Annotated in this window: 15 protein-coding genes; 11 read left to right on the top strand and 4 right to left on the bottom strand. The window is 63.3% G+C overall.

The genetic code is table 11. The features are described 5' to 3' along the window. Positions 1-3 precede the first annotated feature (3 nt). Complete coding sequence (locus AX708_RS18440) at positions 4-1,410, top strand: efflux transporter outer membrane subunit (protein ID WP_066529680.1); 1,407 nt, start codon at positions 4-6, stop codon at positions 1,408-1,410. 203 nt (positions 1,411-1,613) lie between these two features. On the opposite strand, the gene AX708_RS18445 is transcribed toward AX708_RS18440, so the two are convergent. The 3 genes from AX708_RS18445 to AX708_RS18455 are packed head-to-tail and all read right to left on the bottom strand — an operon-like array spanning position 1,614 to position 3,782. Next, positions 1,614-2,207, bottom strand: coding sequence for an exopolysaccharide biosynthesis protein (locus AX708_RS18445; RefSeq protein ID WP_066529682.1), 594 nt, complete (start codon positions 2,205-2,207; stop codon positions 1,614-1,616). Positions 2,208-2,250: 43 nt separating this feature from the next. Further along, a complete protein-coding gene (locus AX708_RS18450; RefSeq protein ID WP_066529685.1) occupies positions 2,251-2,700 on the bottom strand; it encodes a MaoC family dehydratase in 450 nt (149 codons plus the stop codon). Then, on the bottom strand, positions 2,700-3,782 hold the full coding sequence (locus AX708_RS18455; protein WP_066529687.1) for a CaiB/BaiF CoA-transferase family protein: 1,083 nt from the start codon (positions 3,780-3,782) through the stop codon (positions 2,700-2,702). Before AX708_RS18455 ends, AX708_RS18450 begins: the two co-directional genes overlap by 1 nt. A 197-nt stretch (positions 3,783-3,979) precedes the next feature. Here AX708_RS18455 and AX708_RS18460 point away from each other — a divergent pair, with 197 nt between their 5' ends. From AX708_RS18460 to wecB, 5 genes are all read left to right on the top strand, one after another. Next, positions 3,980-5,245 carry a nucleotide sugar dehydrogenase gene (locus AX708_RS18460; protein ID WP_066529689.1) on the top strand — a complete coding sequence of 422 codons (1,266 nt, stop codon included), beginning with the start codon at positions 3,980-3,982 and terminating at the stop codon, positions 5,243-5,245. A gap of 2 nt (positions 5,246-5,247) precedes the next feature. Next, positions 5,248-6,498 carry a glycosyltransferase family 4 protein gene (locus tag AX708_RS18465; protein WP_082745572.1) on the top strand — a complete coding sequence of 417 codons (1,251 nt, stop codon included), beginning with the start codon at positions 5,248-5,250 and terminating at the stop codon, positions 6,496-6,498. A 450-nt stretch (positions 6,499-6,948) separates the two neighbouring features. Beyond that, complete coding sequence (locus AX708_RS18470) at positions 6,949-7,737, top strand: WecB/TagA/CpsF family glycosyltransferase (protein WP_156443397.1); 789 nt, start codon at positions 6,949-6,951, stop codon at positions 7,735-7,737. A gap of 120 nt (positions 7,738-7,857) precedes the next feature. Next, the gene (gene wecC, locus AX708_RS18475) at positions 7,858-9,162 is read left to right on the top strand and encodes a UDP-N-acetyl-D-mannosamine dehydrogenase (protein WP_082745573.1); all 1,305 of its coding nucleotides are present in this window, start codon (positions 7,858-7,860) and stop codon (positions 9,160-9,162) included. Next, a complete protein-coding gene (gene wecB / locus AX708_RS18480; protein WP_066529691.1) occupies positions 9,159-10,295 on the top strand; it encodes a non-hydrolyzing UDP-N-acetylglucosamine 2-epimerase in 1,137 nt (378 codons plus the stop codon). The genes wecC and wecB overlap by 4 nt, the downstream gene beginning before the upstream one ends. A 9-nt stretch (positions 10,296-10,304) precedes the next feature. Here wecB and AX708_RS18485 read toward each other — a convergent pair whose 3' ends face one another. Beyond that, positions 10,305-10,856 (bottom strand): hypothetical protein, encoded by a 552-nt coding sequence (locus AX708_RS18485; RefSeq protein WP_066529693.1) that lies wholly within the window; start codon positions 10,854-10,856, stop codon positions 10,305-10,307. A 196-nt stretch (positions 10,857-11,052) separates the two neighbouring features. Between AX708_RS18485 and AX708_RS18490 the strand changes: the two genes are divergently transcribed. The 5 genes from AX708_RS18490 to AX708_RS18510 all read left to right on the top strand — a co-directional run bounded on the left by AX708_RS18490 (position 11,053) and on the right by AX708_RS18510 (position 17,646). Beyond that, complete coding sequence (locus tag AX708_RS18490; RefSeq protein WP_197426080.1) at positions 11,053-11,778, top strand: polysaccharide biosynthesis/export family protein; 726 nt, start codon at positions 11,053-11,055, stop codon at positions 11,776-11,778. Positions 11,779-11,879: 101 nt separating this feature from the next. Beyond that, positions 11,880-14,087 carry a polysaccharide biosynthesis tyrosine autokinase gene (locus tag AX708_RS18495; RefSeq protein WP_066529694.1) on the top strand — a complete coding sequence of 736 codons (2,208 nt, stop codon included), beginning with the start codon at positions 11,880-11,882 and terminating at the stop codon, positions 14,085-14,087. 275 nt (positions 14,088-14,362) lie between these two features. Continuing rightward, positions 14,363-15,235, top strand: a complete 873-nt coding sequence (locus AX708_RS18500) for a glycosyltransferase (protein ID WP_066529696.1) — start codon at positions 14,363-14,365, stop codon at positions 15,233-15,235. A 162-nt stretch (positions 15,236-15,397) separates the two neighbouring features. Continuing rightward, complete coding sequence (locus AX708_RS18505) at positions 15,398-16,795, top strand: hypothetical protein (protein ID WP_066529701.1); 1,398 nt, start codon at positions 15,398-15,400, stop codon at positions 16,793-16,795. Beyond that, positions 16,792-17,646 (top strand): DUF6492 family protein, encoded by an 855-nt coding sequence (locus AX708_RS18510; RefSeq protein WP_067490575.1) that lies wholly within the window; start codon positions 16,792-16,794, stop codon positions 17,644-17,646. Before AX708_RS18505 ends, AX708_RS18510 begins: the two co-directional genes overlap by 4 nt. Positions 17,647-17,685: the final 39 nt, after the last annotated feature.

Genomic DNA, 17,685 nt, shown 5'->3' on the forward strand with positions numbered 1-17,685 from the left:
GCGATGCGCCGCCTGCCTGTGATCGGGGCCGCGCTGCTCCCCATGATGCTCGCCGCCTGCGCGAGCGTGCCCGAGGTCGCCACGCCGACGCCGGAGCTACCGCGCGCCTTCTTCAACCAGCCTGAGGCCGCGACCGGCACCGCGCTCGCCGCGCTGATGCCGAACGGCGACCCGGCCTATGCCGCGCTCTCGCGGGCCGCGCTCGCCAATGCACCCAACCTCGCCGAGGCCGCCGCGCGGATCGACGCCGCGCGCGCCGGAGCCCGGGGCGCGGGGGCGGCGCGCCTGCCCAACATCACCGCCGATTCCAGCGTCACCCGCAACCGCATCAACCCGGCGCAGTTCGGGCAGGCGGGCCAGCAGGGCTTCATCCCGCGCGAGCAGACCTCGTACGGTGCCAACATTACAGCGAGCTGGGACCCGGACATCTTCGGGCAATTGAAGGCGCAGGAACGCGCCGCGCTCGCCCGGATCGACGGCGCCACCGCGCAGGCGCAGGGCGTGCGCCTCGCGCTGCTCGCCGAGATCGCCGCGAGCGTCACCGACTGGCGCGTGCTCGATGCGCGCGCCGCGGCGATCAAGGCCGACGGCGAGGCCGCGCGCCAGCTCGCCGGGCTCGCCAAGGTGCGCGAGGATGCCGGCATCGCCCCCGGTTTCGACCGCGTTCGTGCCGAGGCGACCGCGAGCGGTTCCGCCACCCGCCTCGCCGCGCTCGAAAGCGAGCGCGCGCAGCTCGTCGGCCGGTTGGTGACGCTGACCGCGCAGGATGCCGCCACCGTGCGCGCCGCGCTTGCTGGACCCGCCCCGGCGCTCGCGCCTGCGGCAGCGCCCGCGAGCCTGCCCTCCGATCTCCTCGCCAACCGGCCCGACGTCGCCGCCGCCGCTGCCGAGCTCGCCGCGACCGACGCCGATCTCGCCGCTGCCGCACGCGCGCGCTTCCCGCGCATCACGCTGTCTGGGGTGATCGGCTTGCTCTCGTTCCGCCCGGCGGATTTCTTCGATGATTCCGTGGTCGGCACGCTCACCGGCGGGATTGCCGGGCCGCTGCTCGATTTCGGTCGGGTGGCCGCGCAGATCGACGGAGCCGCCGCGAACAAGCGCGCCGCCTTTGCCGCCTATCGCGGCGCGGTCTATCAGGCCTTGGGCGATGCCGAGGCCGCCTACGGCGTGGTCACCGCCGCCGATGCCGAAGCGGCGCTGACGATCACCCAGCGCGACCAGCTCTCCCGCGCCGCCGCGATTGCCGAAACCCGCTACCGCGCCGGCCTCGCCAGCTTCCTCGACGTGCTCGAAGCCCGCCGCGCGGCGGATTCGAGCGGCGAGGCGGCGGCAGCCGCGCTCGGCCGGGCGCAGCGCGCGCGGATCGTGCTGTGGCAGGCACTCGGCGGCGAGGTGCGGGCGGCTGAGTAGATTTTCCTACACGGCGCAGATCGGCTATCCGGGCGCGTTCTTTCGCATCGTGAGCCCCCTTTACTTGCGCACCGGCACCTGCCGAAACGCCAGTTTTCGCGCGGCAAAACATTTTGTCCGCTAACTTTTTTAGCTTGCAACCATATGTTTTTAAGTAGAATTTTCAAGGCACCAAAGTGGACACGGTGTCACCTTTGTCCGCTTCAGGCGACGAACCACCATACCCCGTAAGCCAGCGCCGCCAACGCCACTGCGCCGCCGATCAGCAGCACCAGCCCATCGCGCACCATCATCGCGAGGCTGAGGATTGCCACGGCAAGAAACGGTGCAGCCGCCGCGAAGGGCACCAGTTCGAGCACCGGCAGCGCGAGGCACAGGACCACGATCAGCCCGGCCACGATCCGCCGCGCCGGACCGCTCGCCAGCGCCTTGAGCCGCTGCTTGGCGATGCTGTCCATGACATCGGCAACCTTGTCGAACTTGTCCTTGCCCTTGGCCAGCCGCTTGGACTTGATCCCGCGCCGGGTGACGAACTTCGGCAGCCAGACATGCTCCCTCCCCCATGCCATCTGTGCGGCGATCACCGCGATGCAGACCCCGAGGATCGTCGGCACGCTCGGGATCGCGCCGACCGGGGTGATCCCGACCAGCGCAAGGATCAGCATCAGCGGCGCGAAGGAGCGGTCGCCGAATTCATCCAGCAGGTCGTCGATCGCGACCTTGTCCTGCTTCTCCGCGATATCCTCGATGCCGCCCACGACATCGCCGATGCTGTCCGCTTGCTTGCCCTTGGCCATGGGTCCTCCTTCGGGAGGGTTACACAGCAGGGGCGCGAATTGTTCACCCCCGGCGCCGGATCAGCGCCGACCGCTCGCAGCGGCACACCACTTCATCGCGCTGGTTGTGCATCTCGTGGACCCAGGTGACGATCCCGGCATCGGGGCGCGACTTGCTCTCCCGCAGCTCCTTGACCTCGGAGGTGGCACGCAGGGTGTCGCCGATGAAGACGGGCTTGGGGGTAACCACCTTGTCGAAGCCGAGGTTGGCGACCAGCGTGCCCAGTGTCGTCTCGCCCACCGACAGCCCGACCAGCAGGCTGAAGGTGAAGGTCGAATTTACGAGGATCTGCCCGAACCCGCTTGCCTTCGCCGCCTCGACGTCGATGTGGAGCGGCTGGGGGTTGTGGGTCATCGTCGAGAACAGGAGGTTGTCGGTCTCGGTCACGGTGCGGCGGATCGGGTGTTCGATCCGCTCGCCGACCTGCCATTCCTCGAAGAACTTGCCCGCCATCAGCCTGCCTCCGCCCAGCGCGCGACCACCTCGGCCCCGTCGTCGGCGCTCGAACGCACCGCGCCCGGCGTCCGGCTGAAGCGCGGCGCGGGGGCGGTGTGCCAGGTGCCATCATGCTCGAGATAGGCCCCGCGCGCCTTCATGTGCGGATGATCGCGCGCCTCCTCGATCCCGAGCACGGGGGCGAAGCAGGCGTCGGTGCCCTCGAGCAGGGCGCACCACTCGGCTTGCGTCTTGGTCAGGAACAGCGCCGCCAGCTTCGCGGCGTAGTCGTCCCAGTTGGCCGGGTTCATCTGCCCCTCTGCCAGCTCGGCCGGTGCGCCGGCCCGCGCCAGCATCTCGGCATAGAACTGCGGCTCGATCGAACCGAGGCTGATCTCCTTGCCGTCGGCGCAGGTGAAGCAGCGGTAGAAATGCGCCGCCCCGCCCAGCATGCCCTTGCCCCGCTCGGTGGAGAGGTGCGGCACGCCCCGCACGCCGAAGAAGAAGCTCATCAGGCTGGTCGCCCCGTCGACGATCGCGGCGTCGACCACCTGGCCCTTGCCCGACTTCTCGCGTTCGTAGAGCGCGGCCATGATCCCGAAGGCGCAATACATCGACCCGCCCCCGAAATCGCCGACGAGGTTCTGCGGCGGGGTCGCGGTCTCACCCGGCTTGCCGACGGCGGCGAGCGCGCCGGTGATGGCGATGTAGTTGATGTCGTGCCCCGCGGCCTGCGCGAGCGGCCCGTCCTGCCCCCAGCCGGTCATGCGGGCATAGACAAGGCGCGGATTGGCTGTGAGGAGCACCTCGGGCCCGAGGCCCAAACGCTCCATGACGCCGGGGCGGAAGCCTTCAATCAGCACATCGGCATTGGCCGCGGCGGCGAGCACATCCGCGCGGCCCTCGTCGCTCTTGAGGTCCACCGCCAGCCGGTGCCTTGCACGCTCCACCACCGGGTTGGTCGGCCGCCCGCCCGGCCGATCGACCCGCACCACTTCGGCGCCGAGATCGGCGAGCAGCATCGCGACATGCGGCCCCGGCCCGATCCCGGCGAATTCCAGAACACGAAGGCCGGCAAGCGGCCCCGAAGATTGGCTCATGTGTCTCTCCCTTTGCCCCCGCTTAAGCAAGCTGCCCGACCGAGGGCAAGTCTCGACATTGCCAGCCCGTGCCTCGAAAGATACGCCGCAGCTGCCGGCACTTTCATCGCACCGGATCGCCCTTGTGCATTGCAACGCGGAAAAGCACTTGCTACGCGGAGCCGCCGTCCGAAGGGTCGCACCTTGAGGGATCGATCGTGAAAGTTGCCATATTCGGACTGGGTTACGTCGGCTCGACTGCGGCCGGCTGCATCGCCAGCCAGGGCCACACGATTATCGGGGTCGATGTCAGCGAAGCCAAGGTCGCCGCCCTCAATTCGGGCCGTGCGCCGGTTTACGAACCCGGGCTCGATGAGCTGATCGCCGCTGCCCATGCCGATGGCCGCATTTCGGCTGTGACCAACCTGACGAACGAACTCGACGACGCGGATATCGCGATCGTCTGCGTCGGCACCCCGAGTGGTGTCGATGGCGCGCACAACATGAGCTATATCGCGCAGGTCACCCGCGCGATCGCCGCCGCCCTGAAGCCCGACCGCAAGGCTCCGCTGACGCTTGCCTACCGTTCGACCATGCGTCCGGGCAGCTGCGAGAACATCATCTGGCCGATCATCCAGAGCCACCTCGGCAAGGCTGCCGAAACTGCTGTGGAGCTGGTCTACAACCCCGAATTCCTGCGCGAAGCCTCGGCCATCGAGGACTTCTTCCATCCCCCCAAGATCGTCATCGGCACACTCGGCGGAAAGCTGTCCGCCAACATGGCGAAGCTCAACGAGGGCATCGAGGCACCGCTCTTCGAAGTCGGCCTGCGCGAGGCGGAGATCACCAAGTTCGTCGACAACTCGTGGCACGCGGTGAAGGTCGCCTTCGCCAACGAGATCGGGCGCGTGTGCCAGAACCTCGGCATTTCCGCGAAGGAAGTCCACGCGATCTTCAAGAGCGACACCAAGCTCAACCTCAGCGCCTATTACACCCGCCCCGGCGGCGCTTTCGGCGGGTCGTGCCTGCCCAAGGACGTGCGCGCGCTCCAGTATATCGCGGCAGATACCGGCTCGGCGACGCATCTGGTGGATTCGCTGATCCGATCGAACGAAGCGCACAAGCATCACCAGTTCCTGCACGCGACCAAAGGCCTCGAACCGGGGGCCAAGGTGCTGCTGGTCGGCCTCGCCTTCAAGCTGGAGACCGACGATCTGCGCGAGAGCCCGGCGGTCGACATGGCGCGCAAGCTGCTCGAGGCGGGCTATGATCTCGACATCTACGATCCCAGGGTCGCGCCCGACAATCTGGTGGGGCAGAACCTCGGCTATGCCTATTCGGTGCTGCCGCGCATCGACGGGTTGATGGTCGACAAGCAGACGGCCGTAAGCCGCGATTATGCCCGCATCATCGCCACCAGTCGGCTGATCGACACGCTCGGTATCGACCCCGCCAACGTCGTCGATACCAGCTGTATCGCCTGACGATGAACCAGCCCGCAACGCATAGCGCCGAAGAAGGCATCCCAGCGATCATCCCGGGCGAGCCGCTCAAGGGCCGCCATGTGCTGATCGTGGTCGAGAACCTCCCCCTGCCCTTCGACCGGCGGGTGTGGCAGGAGGCGCGCACGCTCAAGGCCGCAGGCGCGCATGTTTCGATCATCTGCCCGACCGGCAAGGGTTACGAGCGCCGCTTCGAGGTGATCGACGGGATCGAAATCCACCGCCACCCGCTCCCGCTCGAAGCCAAGGGCGCGATCGGCTTCCTCGCCGAATATGGCGCGGCGCTGTTGTGGGAAACGGTGCTGGCGTGGAAAATCCATCTGAAGCGCCGCATCGACGTGATCCAGGGCTGCAATCCGCCCGATCTGATCTTCCTCGTCGCCCTGCCGTTCAAGGCTCTGGGCGTGCGCTACATCTTCGACCACCACGATATCAGCCCTGAGCTTTACGAGGCGAAGTTCAACAAGCGCGGGTTCTTCTGGCGTCTCATGGTCCTGTTCGAAAAGCTGACCTACCGGGCGGCGGATGTGTCGATCGCCACCAACGGCTCCTATCGCAAGATCGCGATAGAGCGCGGCGGCATGGCACCCGAGCGTGTCCATGTGGTGCGCTCGGGCCCAGACCTGTCGCAGCTCAAGCGGGTTGATCCGGTCGAAACATGGAAAAACGGCCGCGCGCACATGGTCGGCTATGTGGGGGTGCTGGGCGAGCAGGAGGGGATCGACCTGCTGATCGACGCCGTCGAGCATATCGTGCGCAACATGCAGCGTGAGGACATCCAGTTCGTGCTGGTCGGCGGCGGCCCGATGCTGCCTCAATTGCGGGCGATGGTCCAGACGCGCGGCCTTGCCGACTACATCACATTCACCGGCCGCGCACCCGATCAGCAATTGCTTGAGGTCCTCTCGATCATGGATCTCGGCGTCAACCCCGACCGGGTCAACGCGATGAATGACAAGTCGACGATGAACAAGATCATGGAGTACATGAGCCTCGGCAAGGCGATGGTGCAGTTCGATGTCACCGAAGGGCGCTTTTCAGCGCAGGAGGCATCGCTCTATGCCGAGGCCAACAATCCGGTCGATATGGCCGAAAAGATTGTCGCGCTGATAGATGATCCCGCAGCCCGGGCGAGGATGGGGGCCTATGGCCGCGAGCGGGTGGTGAACGAACTCAGCTGGCAGCACCAGATCGCTCCGTTGCTGGCCGCCTATCGACAGGTCTTGGCCGAGTAGCCACCGATGATTGCCGCCAGAGAACGCCGCATAACGACCTCGTTGCCAGGTCCTGCAAGGGTCATGTTCATGTGGTTGGCGGTGGGGGACCAAATCGTGCCATGCTCACATCGGCATAGCGGTGGCGTCGCCAAGTGGCGGTCGCCCGCTCGCCATGCGAAGCGACCCACGCTTCGACATAGTCAAGCCGAGCATTACTGCGCGCGAAGGCGAACATTCATCAGCAAAAACAACATGTCATCCCACTCGAATTTATGACGCCGGCTGTAATATATTTCAACCATCTTTACTGACGCGACCCTCGGTAGAATATATCAGATAATTGGCGCTCGTGCGGATGCTGGGTCGGATCATTATTTTATTGACAATAACATTTTATCGTTGTCGAGATTGTATTGATGAGTTTACTGGCTCCTAACTAGCTAATTTTCCGCCGTGGAGAGAGAGAGGGTGTCTGCTCAGCACGAGATGATGTCAGCCATGGCCTCTAATTTACCCACAACCAACTTCCTAGATATTGATTTTGTTAACGAAAGTTATCGGCAGATTGCTGCCGAACTCGACCGCTTGTCTCAGGCGAAAAGCTTTTCTTTTGTTACGACGCCGAATGTCGATCATGTCGTGATGATGAATGGTGCCCTGGAAGACGGCATCCAGCAGCAGTTTCGCCGGGCCCAAGCCGCAGCCACCATTCGAACCTGTGATAGCCGCGTATTGCAGACCTTGGCGCTGTTTCGGGGCGTCAGGCTTCAGGTCGTCACCGGCAGCGATCTTACCGCAATGCTGTTTGAAGAGGGGTACTTCGACGGTCGCAAAGTCGGCTTGATCGGTGGCGATGAAGCCATGCTGGGAGAATTGAACGCGCGCTATCCTGCCGTCCACGTGATGCAGCATATTCCGCCCATGGGGGTTCTTTCGAACGAACCGGCCATCGCCGCCATCGAAGAGTTTATAAAATTGAACACGTTCAATTATATACTTTTTGCAATCGGCGCGCCGCGAAGCGAGATTATTGCCCATCGCTGTGCGAACCTCGACGGCACGGTCGGAGTGGCCCTCTGCATTGGCGCATCGGTCGAATTCCTGATCGGGCGCAAGGCACGCGCGCCGCGATTTATCCAGTTTCTGCGCATGGAGTGGGCGTTTCGCCTGCTCAGCGAACCGCGCCGCCTCTGGAGACGCTATCTCGTGACAGGACCAAGGGTCATTCTGATCGCCATGAACTGGCATAAGCCATAGCTCGGGTGGCCGCGGCGCAGGGCCGGGCCGGGCTGCGACGGATATGATTCTCGGCATGACTAACGCGTTCTTAAGGGCTGTGCGGCCATAAGCCGGTGTGAAAACCGGGACAATGACTGCATGAACGCTCCTTTCGATGCCACCGAGGCGCTTGGGCGCAAGGCTCTCGGCTACGCGGCGCCCGATCATCAGGTCGTGGTGATCGGTCTGGGCTACATCGGCCTGCCGACCGCAGCCTTGCTCGCCTCCTATGGTTGGAGCGTGTGCGGGGTGGATGTCTCGCAGAAGGTCGTAGACACGGTCAATGCGGGGCGCGTCCATATCGAGGAACGCGATCTCGACAAACTGGTTCACGACGCCATCACGGCGCAGACACTGGTCGCCTCGACCGAGGTGCCCACCGCCAGCTTCTACATGATCGCCGTGCCCACACCGCTGGGCGAGGGCAAATCGCCCGACATCACCTATGTCGAGGCCGCCGCCCGCGCCATCGCGCCCAAGATCCTGCCGGGTGCTTGTGTGATCGTCGAGAGCACCTCGCCGGTCGGCACAACCGAGCGGGTGGCCGCCATCATCAGCGAGCTGCGTCCCGATCTCGTCGTGCCCAAGGACGGCAGCGATGACGAGGCGGACATCGCGCTGGCCTATTGCCCCGAGCGCGTGCTGCCGGGGCGGATCGTCAACGAACTGGTGCACAACGACCGTGTGATCGGCGGCGTCACGCCCGCCTGCGCCGAGCGTGCTGCGGTGCTCTACACCTCTTTCGTGAAGGGCGACTGCCTCTACACCACCGCGCGTGTGGCCGAGACGGTGAAGCTGGTCGAGAACTCGTTCCGCGACGTCAACATCGCCTTTGCCAACGAGCTGTCGATGATCGCCGACGTGATCGGCGTGGACGTGTGGGAGGTGATCCGCCTCGCCAACCGCCATCCGCGCGTCAACATCCTCCAGCCCGGCCCGGGCGTGGGCGGGCACTGCATCGCGGTCGACCCGTGGTTTCTTGTATCGGGCGCGCCTTCGGCCGCCCGCCTGGTGCGCACCGCGCGCGAGGTGAACGACCACAAGGCGGTTCACACCGAAGTCAAGATCCGCGCGCTGCTCGATGCCGCGCCCGAGGGCAAGGTCGCGCTGCTCGGCCTCGCCTTCAAGCCCGACATCGACGACTTCCGCGAAAGCCCCGCGCTCGAGATCGCCGAGGCGCTGGCCCACACCCACGGGGACCGCATTCTGGTGGTCGAGCCGTTCACCGACAAATTGCCCAAGGCTTTCGACGGCACGGGTGCCCGGCTCGTGACGCTTGACGCCGCGCTGGGTCAGTCCGAGATTGTGGTGGTGCTGGTCGATCACACCGCGTTCAAGCATCTGTCGCCTGCCGATCTGGCGGGCAAGCTGGTGTTCGACACGCGCGGCATGCTGCGGCGATGACGTCCGCCCTCGGCAAGCCGCGCATCATGGTGGCCTTCGGCACCCGTCCCGAAGCGATCAAGATGTTCCCGGTGGTGGCCGCTCTGCGCGAGACAGGGCGCTTCGATGTCCAGGTGGTGGTGACCGCTCAGCACCGCGAATTGCTGGATTCCGTGCTGGCTCTAGCCTCGCTGAGGCCCGACCTGGACCTCGACCTGATGCAGCCCAGCCAATCGCTGGATGCCCTCTCGGCGCGCATCTTGACACGTTTTGGCGAGGCTCTGGACAGGTTGAAGCCCGATCGGGTGCTGGTCCACGGCGATACCTTGACCACCATGATGGCGACCCTCGCATGTTATTTCAGGCGGATTCCGGTTGGCCATGTCGAAGCCGGTCTGCGCAGCGGCGACATCTATTCGCCCTGGCCCGAGGAGGTGAACCGCAAGGTCACCGGCGTTGTAGCGGATCTGCACTTTGCCCCGACCGAGACGGCAGCCGACGCCTTGCGCGCTGAAAATGTTGCGGAAAGTGCGATCCATGTGACCGGCAACACGGTGATCGATGCGCTGATGTTTGCACAGGCGAAGATTGCCGCCGATCCGTCGCTCGCCCCTGCAATCGCGCCGCTCAGGGAGCGCTTTGCGGGCAAGCGGATCCTCGCTGTGACCGCCCATCGGCGCGAGAACTTCGGTGCGGGAATGCGGGAGATTGCAGAGGGACTGCGTGCGCTTGCGGCGCGCGACGATGTCGCCATCATCTACCCGCTCCATCCCAACCCCAATGTCGGCGAAGTGATGCGTCCGGTGCTTGCTGGCCACGGCAACATCGCGCTGATCGACCCGCTCGACTACCTCGACTGGGTCGCCATGATGGCGGCGAGCGACATCGTGCTCACCGACTCCGGTGGAATCCAGGAGGAGGCACCGAGCCTCGGCAAGCCAGTTCTGGTGATGCGCGACACCACCGAGCGGCCCGAGGGCGTCGCCGCCGGAACCGCGAAGCTGGTTGGCGCGAACGCCGCGACCATTCTTGCTGAAACGAGCCGGCTGCTCGATGATCCGGTAGCCTATCGCCGGGTGGCAGCGGCCCATAATCCCTACGGCGATGGCACTGCCAGCCGCCAGATCGCTCAGATCATTGAATCGCTGCACTGACGTGGCGGTTCAGATACGCCGCCAAACCAGCCGAACATAATAGACGGCCGCAGCCGCCACAGTCAGGCTGGCGCCGATATCGAGGAACCAGTTAAGCTTGGCAGGGCCATAGAGAACCCAGTCGACCTGGTGGAGCGAGATAATCCGCAGCCCCATCACAAACAGCATCGTTGCTACTGCGGCCAGGGCGATGAAGAGCGCGGTGTTCCGCCTGCCATGCACCGCTGCGCGATATTGTTGCATCAGGCCCCAAAGCATCGACGCGGCGAACATGAGCATCAAGACAATGACCACAGGGCGCTGAATGGAACGCCGCGAAGCATAGATGCCGTCGTTCGACAGTTGATCACGCAACATCATGCGCAGCATTTCCTCGGCCCCGACGATGCGCAGCAGCGCGAAAGCACCGAAGCCCAGACCGATCAGCCCCCAGATCCAGTAATGTGCGCGCGGCTGAGAGGACCGCCTTGCGACCGTCGCGGCATACAGACACACTGCAATGATCACCGTGTAGAGTCCGGCGGCCATCAAGCTCAGGATCGAGGGTGCTGCGGTGGCCACGTTACGTTGCTCCTGATCAGGCCAGGGTCGTTCAGATCGACCCGGCTGTTACAGCCCGTGCAGGGTTGCATCAAGCCGGGACGAAGCGGAACGCACGGCAGCGCGGGAGGGGGCATCGGTACGCCAGCAGGCCGCAATAATGTTGCACCGCAGAAATCGAGCGTATAAGCGAATTCGTGCCATGAAGGAGGGACAGGTGAAGGAACGCAAGTACAAAGCTGGGCTGGCCATGACGATGGTCATTGGGGCCGCATCGGCACTGACGGGCTGTGCGTCAACACCCGAACCGAACATCGGCGCTGCGGTCACGCAACCGGTCAGCGAACTGGGTCAGGCCGGCTATTCCACCAGCCTCCCCGACGTCTATCTGCTGCGCCCGACCGACAAGATCTCGGTCACTGTCTTCCGCGAACCTGATCTCTCGGTCGAAAGCTTGCGGATCGGGGTTGAGGGCAATGTCTCGCTGCCGATGCTCGGCTCGATCCCGGCTGTTGGCATGACCGCCAAGCAGTTTGAAGAAGACCTGACGCGCCGCTTCGCCGCGCTCGGCCTGAAATCGCCGATGGTCAGCGTCAATGTCACTGAATTTGCATCGCATCTGGTTACCGTTGAGGGGGCGGTCGAAAAGCCGGGCGTCTACAGCTTCCAGCCCGGCGCACGCTTGTCGACTGCGATTGCGCTTGCTTCTGGCCCCAAGCGGGTCGCCAAGGTCGAGCAGGTGGCGGTCTTCCGGGAAAGCCCGGAGGGGATCATGATTGCCAAGTTTGACTACCAGCAGGTTCGGCGTGGCACGATGCTCGATCCGGTGCTTGAACCGGGCGATCGGGTGGTCATGGGCACCGATGGGCTTTCGGTGTTCTGGGAGGATTTGCTGAAGGCACTGCCTGCTTTCGGTATCTTTGCGGCGGCTGGAGTCCGATGAACAGCTGCCGGCTTGCCTGATTTGGGTAGGCTGAAGTGCGTCTAGCGAATGGCCTATCCCTCGCGCCAGTCCAGAGTGCGCCCAAAACGGATGTTGATTGAATGAACGAACGCTCCTTTATTGAGGCCTCGGAGCCCACCAGCGTCAGCGTTTGGGGCGACCAGTACCTTCCAGCAAACTATGTCGAGCAGCCCAAGGGCCCGCAGTTCGATGTTGCTTGGCTCCGCGGCGCGCTGTTCCGGCAGCGCTGGCTGATCGGCAGCGTGCTGGTGCTGGCTCTCATGGGCGGGATCGCGTTCACCCTGCTGACCCCACCGACCTACGAGGCAACCGCGACAGTCCGTGTCTCGCCGTGGGGCAACAAGATCGTGGAAGGAGACGCTTCGTCCCAGATCGTTTCGCCGAGCGAGATCAAGGCGTTCATGCAAACCCAGGTTGAGATTGTGCAGAGCCGCAGTCTCGCCGAACAGGTCGCCCGTGAGCTCAACCTCGGCAAGCGCAACGATCTCCTCGGGGCCGACGTCGATGAGGGCCGTCCCGCCAACCGCACCGACGCGCAATGGGAAGAAGACAAGGTCAAGCTTGCCGCGCAAATCTTGCAGAGCAGCGTCACTGCGACCCTGCCCACCGAATCGCAGATCATTGCGATCAGCGTCACCTCCGAGGAACCGACGCTCGCAGCCGAGATCGCCAATGGATATGCCAAGGCTTTCGTCCAGACCGATGTGCGGCGCAGTATCGACAGCAACGCCTATGGACGCGAATATCTGCTCAAGCAGATCGAGCAGGTCCGCGCCAGACTGAACGATTCCGAACTCGCCGCGAATGCCTATGCCCGCAATTCAGGGATCGTCACCCAGCAAACGATGGGCAGCGACAAAGAAGGTGCTTCGAGCACCATCGTTGGCGCCAACCTGTCCAGCGTGAACGAGACCTTCGCTGAGGTACGTGCCAACCGGATTGCCGCCGAGCAAAAGTGGCGCGCGATCTCGAACTTGCCGGCCGCCCAGATCCCCGAGGTCCTCGGCAGCCCGGTCGTACAAGAATTGACCGCAGAGCGCGCCAAGCTCAGCGCCGAGCTTTCGGTGCTGCGCCAGCGTTATAATGACGATTTTCCCGCAATCGCCGACATCCGCTCACGCCTGTCGCTGATCGACCAGCAGATCGAACGCACCGGGGCCGACGTAAAGGCATCGATCCGCGGGCAGTTCGTGGTCGCACGGCAGCAAGAGGAAGCGATGCAGCGCGAACTGGCTTCGGTGACTTCGGACGCTCTGGTAGAGCAAGACAAGAAGGTCGAATACACCGGCCTCGAGCGCGAGGCCGAGGCCCTGCGCGCGCAGCTCACCAACTTGCTCGATCGCTTCAACCAGATCAATGCCGCATCGAACCTTCAGTCGAGTTCGATCACCCCGCTCGATACCGCAATGGTGCCCGACTCGCCAATTGCACCGAGCCTGACGCGCAACCTGCTGCTCGCGCTGGTGTTGGGCGTTGCGGCTGCCGGCGGCCTTGCGATGCTGCGTGAGGTGTTCGTTGACCAGTTCCGCCGCAGTGAGGACATCGAGGATCGCCTCGGTCTGCCCTTCCTCGGCCAGACCCCGTTTGTTAAGGTCGAGGACCTGGCAAAAGAGACAGGCCAGCAGTTCAGCACGCTGATGGAAGCCTATGCGGCGATCCGTTCAACGATCGACTTCGCGGTGCCGCGCCACGGCGCGGTGGTGCAATTCACGAGCAGCCAAGCCGCCGAAGGCAAGAGTACGACCGCGCTCATCCTTGCGCAGCTGTTTGCGCGGCTCGGGCGCAGCGTGCTGCTGATCGACGCCGATTTGCGCAAGCCATCGATCCACCATCTGCTCGATATGGAGCGGCCGCAGGCAGGCCTTGTCGAAGTCCTGCTCGGCCACGCGAGCTTTGATGAAGCAAAGATCGAGACGATCATGGACAAACTCGCGATCCTCCCCGTCGCAGGGATTCCGCCCAACCCGGTGGAACTGGTCTCTTCCCAGGCCTTCGCCGATTTCATCGAGGCTTGCCGCGCTGAATACTCGCTGGTCATCATCGATTCCGCCCCGATGCTGGGCCTTGCCGACGCAGCTGAAACCGCCAAGGTGGCCGACGCAACCGTGCTTGTGATTGAAGCAAACCGGACAAGCTTTGCGCAAGCCAGCACTTCGATCAACCGTCTGCGCGCGGTCGGCGCCAACCTGCTCGGCAGCGTCCTGACCAAGTACCGGGCACTTGAGGCAGGCGGGGATTATGCGTACCAGTATACGTACTATCGATATGGCAACGATGGCTCGTCGTGACACCGGATACGGGATTTGCGGCCTCGTTACGCTGTGCCCCTGCCTGCTGAGTTGCATGCTAGAACATCGGCCACCTCGATGCGGCAGATCACCGGTGCAGGGTGTTTGAGGTGGGGCGCTTCAGGTATCGTGTGCCTGACCTCTTGAGGCCGGTTCTGCTGTCTCAGCGCGGCAACACAAGGCCGATAGTGCCGGGATAAGTGGATTTGGGACGCCCACCGCCGTCTGGTTAATCAGAATGAAATGGCATCAGTTTTTTCGACCCGGAACAGAGCATGAGCGCGGCACCATTCTGTGTAATAATTCCAGCACATAATGAAGAAAGCGTGATCGAACGCTGCCTACAGGCAATCTATGCTGGAGCGCCTGCCAATGCTCGCCCGGAAGTCATCGTTTCCGCAAATGGCTGTCACGACCGCACCGTGGCAATTGCGCGGGCTGTTGCTCCTGACGCCATCGTGCTCGACCTGCCCAAGGGTTCGAAGACCGGCGCCATAAATGCGGCCAACCAGGCGGCTTCGCATTTCCCGCGCATCATTCTCGATGCGGATTGCGAATGCAGCTATTCTTCGCTCGCCGCGCTTGCCGCTGCTTTGCGTGAGCCGGGTGTCATGACTGCAGCTCCGGCGATCCAAATGGAGCTCTCGCGCTGCAGTGCTCTCATGAAAGCCTATTATCGCGCATGGCTTCGCCAGCCCTATGCGAAGGCCGGTAAGGGTGGCGCGGGCTGCTATGGGCTATCTGAGGACGCACTTGCCAAGATCGGGCAATTCCCGCCCATCATCGGGGATGATATCTGGATTCATACCCGGTTTCCAGACGAGGCGATGCGGTACATTGCCGAGGACAGCAATGGACAACCGGTCTTCTCGGTTGTCCGTCCCCCGCGCACAGTGCAGGAACAGATCAGGATCGAGGCACGCCGTCAGAGCGGCAACGCCGAAGTTGGACAGATCTATCCCAGCCAACATTTCGTGAATACCAATCAGCGCGGGGGATGGTCCAAAGCTTTGCGGAGCGGCGCCGCGCCCTCCGACCTGGCGGTGTTCTTCGCGATCAAGCTTGCCTCGCGGGTCTTTGCCCGCTGGAACCGGGTACGCGGGAAGGCATCGGTCTGGGCCCGCGACAATAGCGCCCGGGCCACCTGACCGGCTGTGTGACGACATGGAGGATTGATTGATTTCCCAAGGCCTTCCGCGCTGTGCCAATGTCGGATCGAGCGATAAATGAACCAGAACCGGAGCCATGGTGCTGCGTTTGCGGGACGCCGGTCCGGTGCAACCGGTCCGATCGCTCGCCAAGCAGGTGGCGTGACAGACTTCGTGGTGCCCGCGCAGCGCCAAGCCGCTCCACGCCCCGCGCCCCGCAAAGCGCAGTCATTCTTCTCCGCGATCCCGTCCCACGTGTGGGTTCCGATCTTGCTGACCTATGCGTGCCTCATGCCGCGCGAATTGACGGTGGAGGTCGCAGGAGCAGACCTCTTCCCCTACCGAGCGTTCCTTTTTGTGCTCGCGCCCTTCGCGATATCGCAGGCTTTCAAGCATGTTCCGAGGTTGAACCTGATCGATCTCTTCGTAGCCATTGCCGCCATCTGGCACATCATCGCATTGCTCGTGACGGAGTCGATCACCGCCGCGATCGTGACAGGGGGTTCGCGAGGCGCCGACTTCGCTTTGGCCTATCTCGTCGGCCGAGCAACCTTGCGAAGTCCCGACAATTTCCGCGTCTACTTCCTGGCAGTGCTCCCCGGGTTCGCGGCGGCAGCGGCAATGATGGCGGTGGAATCGCTGCAGGGGCGCCTTATCCTCCGCCCATTTCTCGCCGACTTGCTGGGGAAAGCCATGGAGCGCGTTAAGGACGAAACGCGCTTCGGTTTGTATCGCGCCGCCGGACCGTTTCCCCACCCCATTCTGGGCGGCGTTTTCTTGGCCGCAACCATCCCCTTGGCGTGGTATCTGCCGCGTCGGATGACCACCAAGATATTCGCTATCATGGTTTCGCTTGGTTGCATTTTTTCCGTCAGTTCCGGGGCAATCATTGCTTTCATACTATGCGTGACGTTCATGGTGATGAACTGGGTTCAGCGCATCAGCAAGTTTCCGGTGTTCCTCACTGCCGGGATTTATTTCTTTCTTGCCTATTTGGCTGTTTCGGCGGTGAGCCAAAACGGGCCGCTTTCGGTTTTCACACGCTACGTTCTGCTCGACTCGAGCAGCAGTTACTATCGACAACTGATCTGGGAATATGCCGGGGCGGAGGTCGTGAACAATCCATTCTTCGGGATCGGACTGCGCGACTGGGAACGTCCAGAGTGGATGGTCAATCCATCGGTCGACTCGTACTGGCTGATATCGGCAATGCTCTTGGGATTGCCCATGGCCATCGCATCATTCCTGACAAATGCGGGCACGGTTGCCGCTCTGGCAGTGCAGTGCAGGCGCGCTCCTCCGGACGTCCGTCGCACCGCCTTCGCGATCGGAACCTCTCTGGTGGCCGTAATCTTCAGCGGCTTTACCGTACACCTATGGGAAGGTGTCGCGGCGTGGATGCTGATGGTGACCGGCGCCGGCGTAACGCTCTCGCAATGGCGGCTTCAATATGTGCCGCAGCGACTTGTTGCGCCTTCCCCTCTCATGCGAGTGCCACCTCATCCCCCCAAACGCTCGTACAGGCTTTCGCCTGCATCGCAGATACGGAGCATGAAATGAGCCGCACGTTCGCCCTCTTTACGAAAACCTACGTCGGGGACACGGCTGACTTCGCCAAGCTCTGCGCCAGCATCGATCGGCACATGCCCGATGTTACCCATTACGTCCTCGTCGACCATTCCGATTACGCACTTTTCGAGCACTATGCGAGCGACCGGCGCAAGGTCATCGACTGCAAGACGATCCTCCCGCAGTTCATCGAGATCAACCTGCCGGGACGTCGCATCTGGTGGCGTTTCCCCCTGATGCCAGTGCGCGGCTGGATCTACCAGCAGCTGATCAAGATCGGCTTCAGCGCCACATTGGAGGAAGACGCCGTCGTGGTGGTCGACAGCGACGTGATTTTTCACCGGGCGCTTGCCGAAGACGATGTCTTTGAGGGCAGCCGGGTGAAGTTCTTCCGCGCGCCAGGCCGCGGTGACGGTCCGCAGCACCAGCTGTGGAACCGCATCGCGCAGCGCTGCCTCGGCGTGCCGGAGATAGGCTACCCGGGCTACGACTACATCATTCCCGCCATTCAGGTTTCGCCCAAGGTGATGCGCGGGATGATCGCACGTATCGAAGAAACGACGGGAAAGAACTGGGCGCAGGTTCTGTGCGGCAACTTCCGCTTTTCCGAATATGTCCTCTACGGGACCTATTGCGACGCGGTGCCCGGACCACACCAGGACCTCATCGCCGCAACCGAACATGGCTTCTGCCACTGCTCATGGGACTACGATCTCGATGACAGCGCCGGCATGGCGGCGTTCTTGAACGGACTCGAGCCGCGCCACGCCTGCGTTGTTGTGCAGTCGAATCTCGGCCTCTCGCAAGAACAACGCGCGCGTATCTTTGTAGTTGCCCCTTAATTTCCGGACAGTTCCTCGGTGGTTGAACGGTTGATGTAC

Origin of the sequence: Erythrobacter sp. CCH5-A1, from assembly GCF_001557115.1 — a bacterium.
Classification (GTDB): Bacteria; Pseudomonadota; Alphaproteobacteria; order Sphingomonadales; family Sphingomonadaceae; genus Erythrobacter.

Coding starts and splice junctions, on each gene's coding strand:
- AX708_RS18440 (WP_066529680.1), top strand. CDS start 4: ATGCGCCGCCTGCCTGTGATCGGGGCCGCGCTGCTCCCCATGATGCTC.
- AX708_RS18445 (WP_066529682.1), bottom strand. CDS start 2,207: ATGGCCAAGGGCAAGCAAGCGGACAGCATCGGCGATGTCGTGGGCGGC.
- AX708_RS18450 (WP_066529685.1), bottom strand. CDS start 2,700: ATGGCGGGCAAGTTCTTCGAGGAATGGCAGGTCGGCGAGCGGATCGAA.
- AX708_RS18455 (WP_066529687.1), bottom strand. CDS start 3,782: ATGAGCCAATCTTCGGGGCCGCTTGCCGGCCTTCGTGTTCTGGAATTC.
- AX708_RS18465 (WP_082745572.1), top strand. CDS start 5,248: ATGAACCAGCCCGCAACGCATAGCGCCGAAGAAGGCATCCCAGCGATC.
- wecC (WP_082745573.1), top strand. CDS start 7,858: ATGAACGCTCCTTTCGATGCCACCGAGGCGCTTGGGCGCAAGGCTCTC.
- wecB (WP_066529691.1), top strand. CDS start 9,159: ATGACGTCCGCCCTCGGCAAGCCGCGCATCATGGTGGCCTTCGGCACC.
- AX708_RS18495 (WP_066529694.1), top strand. CDS start 11,880: ATGAACGAACGCTCCTTTATTGAGGCCTCGGAGCCCACCAGCGTCAGC.
- AX708_RS18500 (WP_066529696.1), top strand. CDS start 14,363: ATGAGCGCGGCACCATTCTGTGTAATAATTCCAGCACATAATGAAGAA.
- AX708_RS18510 (WP_067490575.1), top strand. CDS start 16,792: ATGAGCCGCACGTTCGCCCTCTTTACGAAAACCTACGTCGGGGACACG.